This is a genomic window from Nonomuraea sp. NPDC049486 (genome assembly GCF_040676925.1).
Classification (GTDB): domain Bacteria; phylum Actinomycetota; class Actinomycetes; order Streptosporangiales; family Streptosporangiaceae; genus Nonomuraea; species Nonomuraea ferruginea.
In genome coordinates this window covers 19,324-36,601 of record NZ_JBFAPV010000007.1, presented here as the reverse complement: position 1 = coordinate 36,601, position 17,278 = coordinate 19,324, and the positions used below count along the sequence as shown (strand labels likewise).

General features: G+C 71.7%; 13 protein-coding genes. 6 read left to right on the top strand and 7 right to left on the bottom strand.

Features of this window, described 5'->3' with window-relative positions; genetic code table 11:
- Window positions 1-221: 221 nt before the first annotated feature.
- Entirely contained in the window at window positions 222-458 is a 237-nt protein-coding gene (locus tag AB0K05_RS21045) for a hypothetical protein (RefSeq protein ID WP_219544201.1), read from the top strand.
- 107 nt (window positions 459-565) lie between these two features.
- Window positions 566-2,071 (top strand): replication initiator, encoded by a 1,506-nt coding sequence (locus tag AB0K05_RS21040; RefSeq protein WP_364230992.1) that lies wholly within the window; start codon window positions 566-568, stop codon window positions 2,069-2,071.
- Window positions 2,072-2,604: 533 nt separating this feature from the next.
- Here AB0K05_RS21040 and AB0K05_RS21035 read toward each other — a convergent pair.
- Window positions 2,605-4,152 (bottom strand): recombinase family protein, encoded by a 1,548-nt coding sequence (locus AB0K05_RS21035; RefSeq protein ID WP_219544203.1) that lies wholly within the window; start codon window positions 4,150-4,152, stop codon window positions 2,605-2,607.
- Between the two features lie 69 nt (window positions 4,153-4,221).
- Between AB0K05_RS21035 and AB0K05_RS21030 the strand changes: the two genes are divergently transcribed.
- From AB0K05_RS21030 to AB0K05_RS21015, 4 genes are read left to right on the top strand one after another with little or no spacing between them, the layout of a single operon-like run.
- Window positions 4,222-5,004, top strand: a complete 783-nt coding sequence (locus tag AB0K05_RS21030; RefSeq protein WP_364230989.1) for an ATP-binding cassette domain-containing protein — start codon at window positions 4,222-4,224, stop codon at window positions 5,002-5,004.
- Window positions 5,001-5,762 carry an ABC transporter permease gene (locus tag AB0K05_RS21025; protein ID WP_271276435.1) on the top strand — a complete coding sequence of 254 codons (762 nt, stop codon included), beginning with the start codon at window positions 5,001-5,003 and terminating at the stop codon, window positions 5,760-5,762. The genes AB0K05_RS21030 and AB0K05_RS21025 overlap by 4 nt, the downstream gene beginning before the upstream one ends.
- A gap of 35 nt (window positions 5,763-5,797) precedes the next feature.
- Entirely contained in the window at window positions 5,798-6,511 is a 714-nt protein-coding gene (locus AB0K05_RS21020) for a response regulator transcription factor (RefSeq protein ID WP_148029447.1), read from the top strand.
- On the top strand, window positions 6,508-8,334 hold the full coding sequence (locus AB0K05_RS21015; RefSeq protein WP_364230985.1) for a HAMP domain-containing sensor histidine kinase: 1,827 nt from the start codon (window positions 6,508-6,510) through the stop codon (window positions 8,332-8,334). The genes AB0K05_RS21020 and AB0K05_RS21015 overlap by 4 nt, the downstream gene beginning before the upstream one ends.
- 533 nt (window positions 8,335-8,867) lie before the next feature.
- On the opposite strand, the gene AB0K05_RS21010 is transcribed toward AB0K05_RS21015, so the two are convergent.
- From AB0K05_RS21010 to AB0K05_RS20985, 6 genes are all read right to left on the bottom strand, one after another.
- Entirely contained in the window at window positions 8,868-9,821 is a 954-nt protein-coding gene (locus AB0K05_RS21010) for an electron transfer flavoprotein subunit alpha/FixB family protein (RefSeq protein WP_148029445.1), read from the bottom strand.
- Between the two features lie 19 nt (window positions 9,822-9,840).
- On the bottom strand, window positions 9,841-10,620 hold the full coding sequence (locus tag AB0K05_RS21005; RefSeq protein ID WP_148029444.1) for an electron transfer flavoprotein subunit beta/FixA family protein: 780 nt from the start codon (window positions 10,618-10,620) through the stop codon (window positions 9,841-9,843).
- Window positions 10,621-10,848: 228 nt separating this feature from the next.
- The gene (locus tag AB0K05_RS21000; protein ID WP_271276437.1) at window positions 10,849-12,075 is read right to left on the bottom strand and encodes a serine/threonine-protein kinase; all 1,227 of its coding nucleotides are present in this window, start codon (window positions 12,073-12,075) and stop codon (window positions 10,849-10,851) included.
- A gap of 36 nt (window positions 12,076-12,111) precedes the next feature.
- Window positions 12,112-13,911, bottom strand: a complete 1,800-nt coding sequence (locus AB0K05_RS20995; RefSeq protein ID WP_246640756.1) for a serine/threonine-protein kinase — start codon at window positions 13,909-13,911, stop codon at window positions 12,112-12,114.
- A 10-nt stretch (window positions 13,912-13,921) separates the two neighbouring features.
- Window positions 13,922-16,525, bottom strand: coding sequence for a protein kinase (locus AB0K05_RS20990; RefSeq protein WP_364230982.1), 2,604 nt, complete (start codon window positions 16,523-16,525; stop codon window positions 13,922-13,924).
- Window positions 16,526-16,716: 191 nt separating this feature from the next.
- Complete coding sequence (locus AB0K05_RS20985; protein ID WP_148029442.1) at window positions 16,717-17,229, bottom strand: YbaK/EbsC family protein; 513 nt, start codon at window positions 17,227-17,229, stop codon at window positions 16,717-16,719.
- Window positions 17,230-17,278: the final 49 nt, after the last annotated feature.

The window sequence follows — 17,278 nt, the reverse complement described above, 5'->3', positions numbered from 1 at the left end:
TCCCGGGCGGCTTTCCGGAAAGGAAGATTATCGCCTACGGATTGTCACCTAAGCCTTGAACCAAGCGATTGCTTGGTTGATAAAGGTAGGTATCTGACAGTCTCAACCGGCACAACAGCACAACGGGGGTGCCGCCTCACCCTTGGGAACGTCGCGGGCGCATCGGGCGCTGTGCGGCACACGCGAACAACGAGAAGGAGGACGAGCGCGTGAAGATGTGGGTGGCAGACGAAGAGTTCCAGCCGAGAGAGATCGGAGACGAGCACGCGGCGGAACGGTTCATCCGGTGGCTGAGCAAGTGCGGACAGCAACGACTGGAAGACGATCTCCGGGCGTTCGTGCACGCACCGTGGCAGTGCGGCGGGCTCGGAGCGGCGCTGCTGGACGCGCCGGAGGACCTGGACGCGCTGCGGCGCACGGTCCTGGAGCACTGGGAGCCGGTGAGGGCGGGCCGCTGATCGTCCGCGCCTAGAACCTCTCGGGAAGTCTGCGCACCGGGGGCGCGTCGCGGGGAACCGCTCCCGGCTGTGGACGGGTCCGGCAAGAGTCCGGAAGAGGATGTCAGATGATGAGAAGCACGTCCGTATTGGGACAGATGATCGCCCGGGTGGCCGATGACGACGACTACCGGCGCTGGGCGGGACAAGTAGAACGCGCCGGGTACTGCGTCCGGCCGATCCGGCTGTCCGGCACGGCGACGACGATCCATCAGGGGACCGGCGAGGTCGCGGCGCGTTATGACAGCTCCGATGAGCCGGGCGGGGTGCTGCTGGTGGCGTGCAAGGACCGCCGCGAAAGCGTGTGCCCGCCGTGCGCGGCCCGCTACCGCGCCGATGCCTGGCACGTGTTCGCCGCTGGGGTGAGGGCTGGCCGGGATGACGCTGCTCACGAGAGCGCTGATGAGAGCGCTGATGGGCTGGATCACGGGGATGAGCCGGGAGGCAACCCGATCGTGCTGGCCACCTTCACCGCGCCGAGCTTCGGCAAGGTGCACGCCTTCCGCGACGGCGGGATCTGCCGTGCCGTGCGGGGCGGACAGGGCGGCGAGCGTGGCAAGCGCGGTAAGGGCATGTGTGAGCACGGCAGGCCGTTAGGGTGCCCTGCGCGCCACGATGGCGCTGACGCGCTGGTCGGGGCTCCGCTGTGCGTGGACTGTGCGGACCTGGCCGGGCAAGTGCTGTGGAACGCGCACGTGGGTGAGCTGTGGCGGCGCACGGTGATCTATGTGTATCGGGCGCTGGCCGCGCTGGCTCCGGCCCTCGGCGGGCGGCCGGTCGGGGTGCGCCAAATCCGGGAACTGCTGCGGGTGTCGTATGTGAAGGTCGCCGAGTTCCAGCGGCGGGGCGTGGTGCACCTGCACGTGCTGGCGCGGCTGGACGGGGTGAACCCGGATGATCCGGATGCGGTGCTGCCCGCTCCGGCGTGGGCGGGCGTGGAACTGCTGACGGCGGCACTGCGACAGGCGGCCGGACGGGTGAACGTGGCCCTGCCCGTGGTGGACGCCCGCACGGCGGCAGTGGCGCGATGGGGCAGGCAACTGGACGTGCGGCTGGTGGCGGCCAGAGACGTGGACGCGGCACGGGTCGCGGGCTACCTGGCCAAGTACGCAACCAAGACCGTGTCCGACAGCGTGAGCGGTCTGCCCGCCTCCCGCCCTGCTGCGGGCGACGGGGGCGACGACGGTAGCGGCGGCAGGCTGGCGGGCCATGTGGCCGCGCTCACGGCGACGGTGCGCAAGCTGGCACGCCTGGCCACCTGCCGGACACTTCGGCTGGCCCGCCACGTGCACACGCTGGGGTTCCGGGGGCATGTCACGTCCAAGAGCCGCCGCTACTCCACCACCTTCACCGCGCTGCGTGAGCGGCGGCGGGCCTGGCGGCGGGCACAAGCCGGGCAGGATCGGGGTCACGACCCGTGGGCGCACGATGGCGGCGGGGCGATGGTCGTGGTCGGCGACTGGAAGATAGCCGGTATCGGGTACCACACGTTCGGGGATCGGGTGCTGGCCGATGTGCTGGGGCGTGAGCATCGCCAAGCGCGTCAGGCGATGCGTCTGGGCCTGACCGAATAGCCAGCGCATACGGCGTGCCGGCGACTGCGGCGCGTGCGCGCACCTGGGAAAACGTGCCGTAGGCACCACTGTGGAAGGTCTTCGCTGTTCGGGGTTGGCCCTTCTTCCCCGGCGTCTCACCTGCGCCTGATCGACGGCGCGCAACCACTCTCGGCAGGGTGGGTGGGTGGGCTGCCTGGCCGCTGTCCGACAGCACTCATTAAACGATCACGGGGCGGCCTGCCCTGATTCCGGGCTGCGCTGATCACTGGCGCGGGAACGGTGCGGGGCCTGGTCTGCCGGTCGAGACAGGCGGCAAGGGGATGGATGGGCGAGACAGGACGGAAGATCAGCGGTTACCCGGACAGGAGCACGCGGCGGACGTGCCGACGGGGCCGACAGACGGCGACGATGACAAGATCACGGCCATGGTGCGGGGCTGGCCTCCGCTGACGGAAAGCCAGCGTGAACGGCTCGCGCTGCTGCTGCGCTAGCTGCCCTGCGATCAGGGCATGCCCCCGCCGGGTGCGATCGTCGGCGGGGGCACGCGCGCGTTACGCGGCCACCGGCATACCGGGCTGGGGAGGGGTCGGCGTGTTCGGGCTGATGGTCACGCATTCCTCCACGGGGACGTTGCGGCGGCGACCGGGCGGGATGACCTTGACCGTGACCAACAGTTTCAGGATCTCCCGCTTGCGGCCCAGTGACAGGCCGTCCCACGTGCGCTGCGCGTCGTCGGAGGTGGCGAACTCGGCCAACGGGCTGTCCGAGGTGACCTGCCTCAAGATCTGCCGGATCTCCTCGATCCGGGCCATGGCGGTAGCGATCGCCTCGTCGGCGGTCTCCTCGTCCCACTTGCGCAGCGTGACCTTACGGGCCGCGTTCTTCTTCGCCTGGTTCAACGTCACGATCTCCTCGCGCAACGCGGCGGCGTCCACGTCCACATTCACCGGGAGGAGATCGTGAACATCCTCGCGCGACAGCCGCTTGATCAATACGCGCGCCAGGTAGGCGTCCAGCTCTTCTGCCTTGGGCAAGCTGTGATCCTTGCTGCGGCACCGGTAAACGGGCTCTCCCCGGCTGTTCCTGCGCACGCTCGCGACCGTGCCGTCATCGCACCGGCCACACAACACGATCAGCGAACCAAGCCACTTGGGCGTGTTGCCAGGGCTGGTCTTCCGCGAAGGGTCGGCGAACAACGTGATCAAAGCCTGTCGCGTGTCCTCCGGGATGATCGCGGGGTAGGCGTCCCGTCGAATGATCTTTCCCTGGTAGACGGCGTGACCCGACGTACGCGGGTGCGTCAAGATCTGCTTGACCGTGCGCGCGGTCCAGCCCTGCGCCTCGATGACCTTGCCGTGACGCTTCAAGGTCCGCCCGTCGGTCTGGCTGACGGTCTGGACGCCCCGCCTGGCCATGTCCCTCAACACTTGATCAGTCGGCACCCCTGCCAACAGATCTTTGGCCCATCGCCTGATCTCGGCTGCCTCATCTTCCCGGTGCCGGGTCATGTCGAGCACGGGCCGGTCCTCGTAACGGCGCTCAGAGATCGGGGCCTTGGGATTGACGCACACCGACCGGACACGACCGGTGTCCACGCCCCAACCGTAGGGACGGACGCCACCGCCGTAGGCACCGTTGCGGGCCTGGCGCTTACGGGCGTCGCTGACGCGCTCGCCCCGGTGGTCGCTCTCGTAGCTGGCGCTCAACGTGTCGGCCACCAGCTCCTTACGCCCGGCGGCCTTCTCCAGGTTGTAGAACGACCCTTTCATGCCGCTGTACAGCTTGACCTTGCAGGCACGCGCGACCTTGATGAACTGCGTCACTTCCTCGACGTCGCGGTGCAACCGGTCCGCGTGCCGAACGATGATCAGCCGGACCTTACCGGCGGCCATGTCCGACAACAGGCGCTGATAGTCGGGCCGCTCCACACCGGAGAACGCAGACAGATCGTTGTCGACGTAGGTCGCCGTGATCTCCTCGCCCAGCTCCTCCGCCGACTCGATGTTCTCCAGGTGCTGAGTCTCGACCCCTTCGGCGTCGCCGCGCTTGTCGTAGGAGATCCGGCAGTAGTCCACGATGGCGGCGGTTGCGGGGGACATGGGCGGAACCTCCTTGATCTGGGGCTTCGTGACCGTTCTATCTCGATTATGTGCCCCAAACCGTTAGTCGTGAAGACCACCACCATGCGGATGATCCTCGGGCTCGACCTGCCGACGTCCGGCACGGTGACCGTCGGCGGGCGGCGCTACCGGGACCTGGAGACGCCGCTGCGCGAGGTGGGGTCGCTGCTGGAGGCGCAGTCCGTGCACCCGCGCCGCACCGCCCGCGACCACCTGCTCTACCTGGCCAGGGGCAGCGGCCTCCCGGACCGCAGGGTCGGCGAGGTGCTCGACCTAGTGGGCCTGTCCGACGCGGCGGGCTACCCGGCCGGCGGGTTCTCGCTCGGCATGTGCCAGCGGCTCGGCATCGCCGCCGCGCTGCTCGGGGACCCGCCGGTGCTGGTGCTGGACGAGCCGGTGAACGGGCTCGACCCGGAGGGCGTGCTGTGGATCCGTACGCTGCTGCGAGGCCTGGCCGCCGAGGGCCGCACGGTGCTGGTCTCCAGCCACCTGATGAGCGAGATGGCGGTGACCGCCGACCGGCTGGTGGTGATCGGCAGGGGCCGGCTGATCGCGGAAGGGGACGTCGAGGACTTCACCGGCGCCGGCGCCGAGGTGCTGGTCCGGGTGGCCGACGGGGCGGGCTTCGGCAGGCTGCTGGAGCTGGCGGGGGCGCACGTGCGGGCGCACGGCGACGAGCTGGTGGTGACGGGCATGCCGGCCCCGGACATCGGGCGGCTGGCCGCGTCTGAAGGGGTGGCGCTGGCCGAGCTGACGCCTCGCCGCGCTTCGCTGGAGGACACGTTCATGGAGCTGACCAGGGACAGCGTAGAGTTCGGGGCCGCGCTGTGAGGGGGCTGGTGCGGGCCGAGTGGACCAAGTTCAGGAGCGTCCCCGTCATGCCGGTGCTGGCCGGGGCCGTCATCGCCGTGTCGGTGCTGCTGGGATGGCTGTTCGCGCAGGCGTCGGCGGCCGAGTACGCGCGGGCCACGGCGGCGGACCAGGCCGCGTTCGATCCGCTGCAGGGAGGCTCCCGGGGCGTCTTCATCGTCCAGCTGCTGGTCGCGGCGCTGGGTGCGCTCGTGGCCAGCACCGAGTACGGCTCCGGTACGATCCGGGCCACCGTGGCGGCGGCCGGACGGCGCACCCGGCTGGTGGTGGCCAAGGCGGCGCTGGTGGCCGTGGCCGGGCTCACGGCAGGCGCGGCGGCGGTATGGGGGATGTTCCTGGTCTCACAGATCACGCTCGCCATGCACGGCGTGCCGCGGGTCTGGCTGGACGATCCCGACGCGGTGCGGCTGTTGCTCTTCGGGCCGGTGGTGCTGGAGCTGGTGGCGCTGTTCGGGCTGTCGCTCGGGATCCTGCTGAGGAGCACGGCGGCGGCGGTGAACACGGCCACGGCCTTCCTGCTGCTGCCGATGTTCGCCCCGATCATGCCCGACTTCCTGGGCCTCACGCTGAGCACCTGGTGGCCGAACACGGCCGCCTTCCGGTCGCTCATGCCCTCGGAAGGCTCACTCCCGATCTGGATGGGGATGGGCGTGCTGGCCGCTTTCGTGGCGGTCATGATGGTCTGGGCACGCACCCGGTTCCGCACGCGTGATGTGTGACCCCGGCTCGTAGGCTGAAGGCGGGAGGGCGGCAGGTGCGTGAACCCACAGGCGAGCGGCTGCTCGTGGTCGACGACGAGCCGACCGTCAAGGAGCTGCTCGCGGCCACGCTCCGGTTCGCGGGTTTCACCGTCAGCTCGGCCGACAGCGGCACGCGGGCCCTTGAGGCGGCCAGGCGCGACCCGCCCGATCTGGTGCTGCTCGACGTGATGCTGCCCGACCTCGACGGGTTCGAGGTGCTCCGCAGGCTGAGAACCTTGCCGAGGGCGGGCGGCAGGCCGGGGCCGGTGCCGGTCCTGTTCCTGACGGCTCGCGACGCCACCGCCGACAAGATCAACGGCCTGCGGCTGGGCGGCGACGACTACGTGACCAAGCCGTTCGACCTGGAGGAGCTGCTGGCCCGCATCAGGGCGATCCTGCGGCGCACCGGCGCCTCACCCGGCGACCACACGCTGACGGTCGGCGATCTGGAGGTCGACCCGGAAGGCCACCAGGTGACGCGGGGCGGCGTCCCGGTGCGGCTGTCGCCGACCGAGTTCAGGCTGCTGCGCCACCTGGCCGAGAACGCCGGCCGGGTGCTGCCCAAGGCGGACATCCTCCAGCACGTGTGGCGCTACGACTTCGCCGGCGACTCCAGCATCGTCGACACCTACATCAGCTACCTGCGCCGCAAGCTCGACACCGGCGGGCCGCGGCTCATCCACACCGTCCACGGCGTCGGCTACGTGCTGCGCAGGCCGAAGCCATGATCAGGCGGCTGTCGCTGCGCGCCCGGCTGCTCGCCATCACGGTGGCGCTGCTCGTGGCGGGCCTCGCGCTGGTGAGCACGGTCGTCGTACGGCAGCTCGAAGCCGAACTGCTGGCCCGGATCGACGCCCAGCTCGGCCCCTTGGCGACAGCGGCCGCCTCGATGCCGCCCGAGCTCATGGACCTGCTGCGCAAGCGGGCCGCCCCCGCCGCCCCGTCCCAGCTCGACCTGATCGAGGAGGTGCGGCTGGCCTTCCTCGCCGCCGACGGCACCGTGGTCACCACTGTGGTCGGCGCCGGGGTCGGCAGCGGGGTCGGCACCGGCGCCGGCCCTTCCTCCGGCGCTCCGACGGCCGGCGGGCTGCCGCGGCTGCCCCGGCTGGACGCGGCGGCCGTCGAGGCCCGCGCGGGGCGGCCGTTCACGGTCTCCGGCGACGACGGCGAGCAGTGGCGGACGGTCGCGGTGCCCGCCACCCGCGGCACGCATGCCTCGGTCGTCGCGGCGGTCTCACTGGACGGGATGAACTCGACGGTCCAGCGGGTGCGGCTCGCCTCCCTGGTCGCGGGCGGCCTGCTGCTGGGCTTGCTGGCGCTGACGGGCGGGTTCGCGATCCGGGCCGGGCTGGCGCCGCTGCGCCGGGTCGAGGAGACCGCGGCGGCCATCGCCGCCGGCGACCTCAGCAGGAGGGTGCCCGAGCCCGCCGGTCCGGGCACCGAGGTGGGACGGCTGGCCCGCTCCCTCAACGGCATGCTGGCGCAGATCGAGCGGGGCTTCTCCGCCCGGGAGGAGTCGGAGGCCAGGATGCGCCGTTTCGTCGCCGACGTGAGCCACGAACTGCGCACCCCGCTCTTCGGCATCAAAGGCTTCTCCGAGCTCTACCGCATGGGCGGCACGGACGCGGACGCGGCCCTGGCCCGCATCGAGAGCGAGTCCGCCCGCCTGGCCAAACTGGTGGACGACCTGCTGCTGCTCGCCACCATGGACCTCGCCACCCCCAACCCCACCCACACAACCCCCACCCCGGCCGACCCCACCCCCGGAGCCCCCACCCCGGCCGACCGCACCTCCAGAGACCCCACCGCCAGGGACCGCACTCCCGGGGACCGCACCTCCGAGGACCGCACCAAGGGCTGCGGTCCCTTCGGGGGCCGCGCCCTCGGGGACCGCGCCGCCGGTCGCGGCGCCTTCGGGCGCGGCTCCTCCGGAGACGCCTCCTTCGGAGACCGCCCCCTCAGGGACCGCGCCTTTGGAGACGGCTCCTTCGGGGACCGCACCGCCGACCACGGCACTTCGGGAACGGTGGGGTTCAGGGACGATGGGTTCAGGGACGGTGGGTTCGGGGTGGGGCTTGATCTGACGCCGATGGATCTGCGGACGCTCGCCGCCGACGCCCGCGCCGATCTCGCCGCTCTGGATCCGACGCGGGCGATCACGCTCACCGGCCCCGACGACGGCCCGCCGGGGAGCGCCCCGGTGCTGGGCGACGAGGACCGGCTCCGGCAGGTGGTCACGAACCTGGTGGGCAACGCCGTCACCCACACCCCGCCGGGAACCCCGGTCAGGATCGGCGTGGGCACCGTCGGCCGGGACGCGGCTCTGGTGATCGCCGACTCCGGCCCAGGACTCTCCCCGGAGCAGGCGGAGCGGGTCTTCGACCGGTTCTACCGCGCCGACGGCTCCCGCAACCGCACGACCGGAGGAGCGGGCCTCGGCCTGGCCATCGTCCGCTCCATCGTGACCGCCCACGGCGGCCGGGTGGAGATCCACTCCTCCCCCGGCGAAGGCGCGACCTTCCGCCTCCTCCTCCCGGCCGAGCCACAGTGAAAACGAGAGCCACCCGGCACCTGAACTCCCACGAGAACCGACCACGTCCCAAGGTTCGAGATCCCCACTCACAGAACCACAGGCCGGTCTCCATCGCCTACGGCGGAGCGGGCGGGCCGAAGGCTCGCTAACGGCGCCCAGCCCGAGGGGTTTCCCAAAAAAGCTTGTAAAACCCAAACCAACCCAAAACCCTGCCGAAACCCCAACCATCCCAAAAGGCCCGCAAAACCCAGAACCGACCCCGAAGTCCTTGCAGACCCCGACCCACTGGCCGAGAGGCCTGCAAAACCCGAGCCACAGGCCAGGAGGCTTGCGGACCCCGACCCACCAGCCCAAGAGGCTCACAGAACCCAAGCGACCAGCGCAGGAGGCTTACGGACCACAACCCACCAGCCAAAAAAGCTTGCAGAACGCGACCCACCAGCCCAAGCGGCTCGCAGAACCCGAACCGACCCTCACCAATAACCCACCGGACGCGAAAACGGCGCCGCACAGGGGTGCGGCGCCGTTTCCCGGAAAAGAGCTCCGAAAAGCTACTTACGCTTGTCGACCTCTTCGGTGAGCTGCGGGACGACCTGGTGCAGGTCACCCACGACGCCGTAGTCGGCCAGCTCGAAGATCGGCGCCTCCGGGTCCTTGTTGATCGCCACGATGGTCTTGGCGGTCTGCATGCCGGCCCGGTGCTGGATGGCGCCGGAGATGCCGGCCGCGATGTAGAGCTGCGGCGACACGGTCTTGCCGGTCTGGCCCACCTGGAACTGGTGCGGGTACCAGCCGGCGTCCGTGGCGGCGCGGGAGGCGCCCACGGCCGCGCCCAGGGCGTCGGCGAGGCCCTCGATGACCGAGAAGTTCTCCGCCGAGCCCACGCCGCGGCCGCCGGAGACCACGATCGCGGCCTCGGTCAGCTCGGGGCGGGCGCCCTTCTCCTGCTTGACGCGCTCGACGACGCGGGCGGACTTGGCGGCGTCGGACAGCGAGACCGACACCTCCTCCTCGGCGCCGGCGCCCGCGGCGGCCTCCGGGGCCGTCGAGTTCGGCCGCACGGCGACGATCGGGATGCCCCTGCTCACCTTCGCCTGGACGTTCACGCCGCCGCCGAAGATGGACTGCTCGGCCACGAAGCCGTCGCCGAGGCCCACGGCGTCGGTGATGACGCCGGAGTCGGTCTTGACGGCCAGCCGCCCGGCGACTTCCTTGCCCTCGGCGGTCGCGGCGACCAGCACGGCCGCGGGCGACTTCTCGCCGACGAGCTGGGCGAGCAGCTCGGCCTTGGGCGCGACCACGTATCCGGTGATCTCCTCGGAGCCGGCCACGTAGATCGTCTCGGCGCCGTACTCGGCCAGCTTGGCCTTGGCCTCCGGGGTGTAGCCGGGGCCCGCCCAGACGGCGGCGGGCGTGCCGAGCCGGCGGGCCAGGGTCAGCAGCTCCAGCGTGACCTTCTTGACCTCGCCGTCGACCTGCTCGACGAGAACGAGAATCTCCGACATATCAGTAAAACCCCCGTTCTCAGATGAACTTCTTGGACGCGAGGAACTCGGCGGCCTTGGCACCGCCGTCGCCCTCGTCCTTGACGATCGTGCCGGCGGCACGCGGCGGGGCCGGGGCGAAGTCGACGACCTGCGACCAGGAGGAGTCGAGACCCACCTGGGCGGCGTCGATCTCGGCGTCGGCCACGCCCAGGGTCTCGACCGGCTTCTTCTTGGCCGCCATGATGCCCTTGAAGGACGGGTAGCGCGGCTCGTTGATCTTCTCGACCACGGACACGACCGCGGGCAGCGAGGCCTCGACCCGGTCGAAACCGTAGTCGGTGATCCGCTGGATCTTGATGGACGAGCCGTCGACCTCGACCTTGTTGGCGAGCGTGAGCTGCGGCGTGCCGAGGCGCTCGGCCAGCATCGCGGGCAGCACGCCGGTGCGCGCGTCGGTGGACTCCGAGCCGAGGATGACCAGGTCGAACCCGATCTTCTTCAGCGCCTGGGCCATGGCGTAGGACGTGCCCAGCGCGTCGGAGCCGTGGAGCGCGTCGTCGACGAGGTGGACCGCCTTGTCGGCGCCCATGGCCAGGGCCTTGCGGATCGTCTCGGTGGCCTTGCCCGGGCCCATGGTGAGGACGGTCACCTCACCGCCGTGGGCCTCCTTGAGCTTGAGCGCCTCCTCGACCGCGTACTCGTCGAGCTCGTTCACCACGCCGTCGACCGCGTCACGGTCGAGGGTCTTGTCATCGGACCGCAGCTTGCGCTCGGTCGCCGTGTCGGGGACCTGCTTCACGCAGACGACAATGTTCATGGCCGGTGGCCGACCTCCCGTGTTCGCGTGCGCCGCCGCGCGAGCGGTCGGCGCCGGATGTCCTGTCCAGACTGCCAGGGCCCCATGGGCGTTGTGACAGCGGGTGTCCCGGCGCTCATGTTACCCACGGGTAGCTTACGCGCTGACACGTGCATCCGCGCGTAACGACTCCCCGCCCCACCTTACCGAGCTTTGTTCCGCTGCTTGCTGGCGGCCCTGGTCACGCGCTCAGGCTGTGAGCAGGAACACGATCCCGAGGACCAGTGCCGTGCCCGCGAACAGCGCCAGCACGGGCGTGCTGAAGAACGCGCTCAGCGCCACCGACAGGCCGATCGCCCCGGCGACGCCCACGGCGTCCGCGATGACCCTGCCCTTGGTGAAAGGCCCTCGCGAGAACAGCGCGAACCCCGCGTCCACCACCACTGCCAGCGAGAACACGGCCATCAGGAACAGCGCCACCTCCGGCAGCGGCTCGGTGGCCGCGGCCGACAGTAAGCCCACGAACACCGTCGAGCCGGCCAGCCAGCGCCTGCGCACCCTCTCCTGGTGCCGCGCCCTGGCGTCCTCCGCCGAGAGCTCGCCGACCGCCCTGCCGGGCTGCCACTCCCTCGTCGCCATGTGGTGGACATCACGACCGGAGCGGCGCCCCGTACCCACCGAGGGCCGCGGCAGGCGGCGTAACCGAGGGACCGCCGCCACGCCGAGCCGCGCGCAGATGTCGGCGGCCACCGGCCGCGCCGCCGGGTCGGTGGCGAGGCACTCGGCCAGCAGCGGCTCCAGCCAGCCGGGCGCGCCCTCCAGGTCGGGCTCGTGGTGGACGACGCGGTAGGCGACCGCCGACGCGGGCCCCGTGCCGTACGGGTGACGCCCGGTCGCGGCGTAGGCCAGCGTCGCCCCGAAGGAGAACACGTCGGCCGCCGGGCCGGCCGGCCCGCCCTCCAGCACCTCGGGCGCCAAGTAACCGGGGGTGCCGACCACCGCCCCCGAGGCGGTGACCGACAGCGAGTCGAGCGCGTGCGCGATGCCGAAGTCGATGACGACCGGCTCGCCCTCGCTCATCATCACGTTGGCCGGTTTGAGATCGCGGTGCACGACCCCCGCGTCGTGCATGGCCACCAGCGCCTCGGCCAGCCCGGTGGCCAGCTTGCGCAGGTCGGCCACCGGCACGGGCACCGCGCTGAGCGGCTTGCCCTGCACGTAGCGGGTCACGAGGTAGGGCCGGTCGCCGTCGAACGAGGCGTCGAGCACCTCCGCGACGTTCTTGCCGCCCACCAGCCGCATGGTCTCGACCTCGCGGGCCAGCCGGGCCAGCGCCGCCGAGTCGGCCGTGACGTGCGGATGGAGCACCTTGACCGCGACCGTGCGGCCCTCCTGGTCGAGCGCCAGGTGCACGTGGCCGAACCCGCCCGCGCCCAGCCGCGAGAGCAGCTGGTAGGGGCCGAGGTGCTCGCTCATACCCCTACTTCTCCCCACCACGGCCGCCGGGGACACTCACGACCAGGGCGACAGGAAGCCCAGCCCCAGCTCTCTCATCAGGTCGTCGACGAGGCCCGTGATCAGGCCGGTCGCACTGTCATGCGCCCGGGTGGTCAGTTCCTCGATGACGGTCTCGGGGGCCCGCCAGGGCTCCCACGACGGCGTGCCGCCCAGCGCGAACATCACCGCGAACAGCGCGACCGTGCCCATCACCAGGACCGCCACCGTCGCGGCGCCGGGCGAGCGCAGCACACCGGTGAGCGTGCGGGTGACCGCCTTGCGCGGCGAACCGCCGCCGGGCAGCAGGAACAGGCCGGCCACGAGCGCGCCGGCCGCGTAGGCGGCGGCCTCGTTCACGCCCATCCCGCCGCCCCACCGCAGCACGCCCCACACGCACACGCCGAACAGGATCGCCAGCGGCACCTGCACCACGCTCACCAGCGTGGCCTTGATCAGCGCCCACGGCGTGCCGACCAGCACGAGCAGCGGGTCGGCGGCGCTGCTGCCGCGCACCTGGCGCCGCTGCACCATGTCGCCGAACAGGTATTCGCCCACCCGCAGCACCAGCGCCAGCACGATCGCGATCGCGCTCACCATGACCGGCATCATCACCGCCAGCGCGACCAGCGTGACGAGCCCGAGCAGCGCCACGAACTGGCTGCCCGCGAGGTAGCGCTTGCGCTCGCGGGGCGGCGTCTGGTCGCGCGGCGGCGTGTAGGCCCGGGGCCGCGCCTGGGCCTGGGCCCGCGGCTGGGGCTGGGCCTGCGGCTGCGCGTGTGTGGGGGCCGGCGCGGGATAGCCCGCCACCCGCTGGTCCGGCCACGGGGGCCGGGACGTGACAGGCGCGGGGACGTACGGCGGCGGCTTCTCCTCGCGCGCCGGCCGCCCGTACTGGACCGGCGGCAGCAGGTCCGAGAACGACTCCATGACCTTCGTACGGCCGAGCAGCCGCTTGGTCCGCCCCGGCTGGTCCTCCGGCGGCGACTCGTTGAACGTGGTCACCGAGGGGTCGAGCGCCCTGGCCATGCGCAGCAGCTCGCGCGCGTCGGGCCGGTCGGCGGGGTCGACCTGGAGCGCGCGGCTGAGCCAGCCGCGCAGCCACACGGGCGCCTTGTCGAGCTGCGCCCGCCCCTCCATGATGTTGAAGCACACCGCCTCGAACGTGCCGGTGCCGAACGGCGGCACCCCCGTCGCGGCGAAGAACACCGTGGAGGCCAGCGAGTGCACGTCGGCCCGCTGCGTGATGTCGGAGTCGCGGATGATCTCCGGCGCCAGGTAGCCAGGCGTGCCGACGAACATGCCGGTCTGGGTCAGCCGGGTGGCGTTGACCAGATGGGCGATGCCGAAGTCGATGACCAGCGGCTCGCCGTCGACGAGCATCACGTTGGACGGCTTGAAGTCGCGGTGGATCACGTCGGCCGCGTGGATGGCCACGAGCGCCTGGCACAGGCCCTGGGCGAGGGTGATGAGCTGGCGCGGGCCGAGCGGCCCGTCGGACAGCACGGTCTCCTCCAGCGTGCGCCCAGGCGCGAACCGGGTCACCACGTACGGCTGGCCCCCCACCAGCTCGGCGTCGAGCACCTCGGCGACGTGCGGGCTGCGCACCCGGCGCATCGTCTCGACCTCGCGGGTGAGCCGGTCGCGCGCCTTCAGGTCGGCGGCGACGTGCGGATGCAGGACCTTGATGGCGACCTCACGGCCGTCGCCGTCGATGCCGAGGTGCACCACCCCCATGCCGCCTTCGCCGATCTTCCGCACCAGCCGGTACGGGCCGAGCCGCTCTGGCGTCTGGGTGTTGCCCGCGCTCATCGCCATCGTCCCAGCGTCATCCCCCCGAGTCCCCCTTCCAGTCCTGCAGCAGATCGACCACGGGCCCGACGTTCACCGGAGTCCATATGGCCCTCCTCGCGTTGTCCCCGAATGTGCCGGTGGCGAGGATCGGCGTGAGCGCGGCCATCGCCGCGAACACTCCCGCCATCACCATCGCCGCTGTTCTCGAGGGTACGAGCGATGAGAGCGTCCTGCGCATCTGGCGCCCCGGGCCCTCGACTCCGGGGCCTGCGCACACCGTCCACAGGGCCACCCCGGCGCCCCAGGCCAGCGCGTTGTCTGGGCTCATGCCGGCCATCACCGTGAGCAGGAGCGTCACGGGTAGTCCGAGTATGAGCGCGTACGGGATCAGGGCAAGCGTGATGGCCGCCGACTTGACCAGCGCCTTGGGGTAGGCGAACACTCTGATGACGTCCAGCGCGGCCGCGCCCGTCGGCCGGCGGGTGATCAGCTCGGGCTGGGCCAGGTCGGCGGCGCGCAGCAGCACCGCGACCGGCAGCGACACCAGGGTCACCAGCACCGGCGCCCGCGCGGCCAGCACGATCATGATGATGAGCAGCATCGCGCCCGCCACCCCGTAGGCGGCCGATCGCTGCAGCACCTGACCCGGGCGGGCGCCGGGGATGAACGGCTCCCGCTTGGTCTGCGGGTCGGGCGGGAACTGGGCCTGCGGCGGGATGTACGGAGGAGGCTGCACCGGGGTGCCCCTGCCGTAGTCGGGGGCCTCGGGGCGCACCCGCCTGGTAGGCAGGTCCTGCGGGTCGGGCCGCACCCGCCGGGTCGGCACGTCGGCCTCCGGCACATGGTGGTTGGCCTGACCCTGGCCGCCCGGGCCCTGCTGCCAGGGCGCGCTCTGCTGGGCCTCGCGCTGCATCTGGCGCAGCTCCTCAGGGCTCACCCTGCGCGTCGGCCACGGGTCGCCCTGGCCGAGCAGCGAGACGTACCGCTGGTCCTGCGCGGGCGGCGGGACGCGCGGGTCCTGGCCCTCGACGAGCTTGCGCGGCGTCATCGGCGGCGTGGAGATCTCCCACGACGGCTTGTCACCGGCCTCCGCATCCCGAGCCCCGCCCCCTTGCGCCCCACCAGCCACCTGCGAGCCATGCGGCCCTCCAGCAAGCCCTTGCGGCCCGCTGCCGTGAGGCCTATTGGCAAGCCCTTGCGGCGCACTGCCCGTGCCATGAGACCCGCTCGCAGGACTCTGCGGCCCGCTCCCTTGCCCATACGGCCCGGCGGCACTCTGAGCACCGCTCCCTTGCCCATACGGCCCGGCGGCGGCACCCTGAGCGCCGCTGCCAGGGCCAGGCGGCCCTCCGGCGGGGCCTTGGGGGCCGCTCTGCGGGCCTCCGGCGGGGCCTTGACCGGGCGGGCCGCCGAGGAGGCTCTGTGGCTGGCTGTGGGGGGTTCCACCGGGGCCTTGTGCGCCGCTGCCCGGCCCGTAAGGGGTGCCGGACGTACCGGCGGCAGGGCCGGTGTCGGGGCTCTGGGAACCGGTGAGGAGGCTCTGCGCTCCGCTGCCCGGCCCCTGCGGGCCGCTCGCCGCGGCGCCGTGCGGCAGGGCCGAAGGCCCCTGAGGGCCGCCGCTCTGCGGGACCTGAGAACCGCCGCCGGCCGCAGGGAACGCCGACTGAGAACCGCTTCCAGGGAAGGCCGGCTGGGAGCCGCCGGGGAAGGCCGGTTGGGGGCCGCTGACGGGCTGGGGGCGGATTCTGTCGTGGCCGGGTGCGGGGGTGGTCGGTCCCTCGTACGGGGGAGTCACGGACGGGTCCGGGTGGGGGACCGTGGAGATCTCGTCGGGCATCGACAGCCCGGCCTTGGGCATCAGCCTGGCCACCTGCTCGGCCAGCTCGGCCGCCTTGGGCCGCTTCGCCGGGTTGCGCTGGAAGGCGCCCTTGAGCAGCGGCTGGAGCGGCCCGGGGGCCGCGCTCACGTCGGCCTTGCCCGCGGTGATGTTGTAGAACACCATCTCCAGCGTGCCCTTGCCGAACGGCGGCTGGCCCGTGCCGGCGTAGAGGAGCGTGCCGGCCCAGGCGTGGATGTCGACCTCGGGCCCGGCCTCCTGCCCCTCGATGATCTCCGGCGCGAGGTAGCCGGGCGTGCCGATGAACATGCCCGTCTGGGTCAGCCGCGTCGCGTCGACCGCCTGCGCGATGCCGAAGTCGATCAGCACGGGATCGCCGTCGAGGATCAGCACGTTGCCCGGCTTGAGGTCGCGGTGGATCACGCCGACCGAGTGGACGGCGGCCAGCGCCGCGGCCACCCCGTGACCGATCTTGAGCAGCGCGGGCAGGTCGAGCGGGCCGTCGTCCTTGACGATCTCGTCGAGCGAGCGGCCGGCGACGTAGCGGGTGACGATGTACGGGCGATGACCGGTCACATCGGCGTCGAGCACCTCGGCGATGTACTTGCTCCGCACCCGGCGCATCGTCTCGACCTCGCGCGAAAGCCGCCGCCTGGCGAGCTCGTCGCCGGCGACCTCGGCGCGCAGGACCTTGACCGCGACCTGCCGCCCCTGGGGGTCGACCGCGAGGTGGACGACGCCCATTCCCCCCTCGCCGAGCCGCCTGAGCAGCCGGTAAGGGCCGAGTCGGTCATCGTTCATGGCATGAAGCACCATACCGGCTTAATCCCCGCCCACGAGATGAACCATGAGGCCACATTCCCACTCGTACAACGTCCGGATCGGGGTGAATGGTTTCCGATCCAACGGTCTCGGTTCGGCCACGGTGTCTTCCCTCCGTGACCGATCGGCCCTCCGCCGGCATCGTTCCTCGCTCTCTGGAGCTGTCGCGCTCAGACGGACAGGGAGAGGACTTCGGCTCCCTTCAGCCCGGCCAGGGTGGCTCCGGAGACGGCGAGCTTGGACCGGCGCAGGCCGCTGCCGATGACCACCTCGGGGTGCTCGGCGACCTGGGTGTCGACCAGGATCGGCCAGTCGGCCGGCAGGCCGACCGGGGTGATGCCGCCGTACTCCATAGCGGTGAGCTCCACCGCCTCCTCCATCGGGGCGAAGCTCGCCTTGCGGGCGCCGAGATGCTTGCGCACCACGCCGTTGACGTCGGCCCGTGTCGTCGCCAGCACCATGCAGGCGGCGTAGCGGACCTCGCCGCCGCGCTTGGCGGCGACGACGACGCAGTTGGCCGAAGCTCCCATGGCCACGCCGTAGCGCTCGCAGAACGCGGCCGTGTCGGCCAGCTCCGGGTCGATCTCCGCGACCCGGGCGTCCTCCACCTGCCCGATCGCCCGCGCCACCGGCTCGGCCAGCAGGTCGGTCCGGCCGGCGGCCGGCACCCAGTGCAACGTCATCCCATCTCCTCGATCGCTCCTCTCAGGACCTTACGCCGGTCCCGGGAGC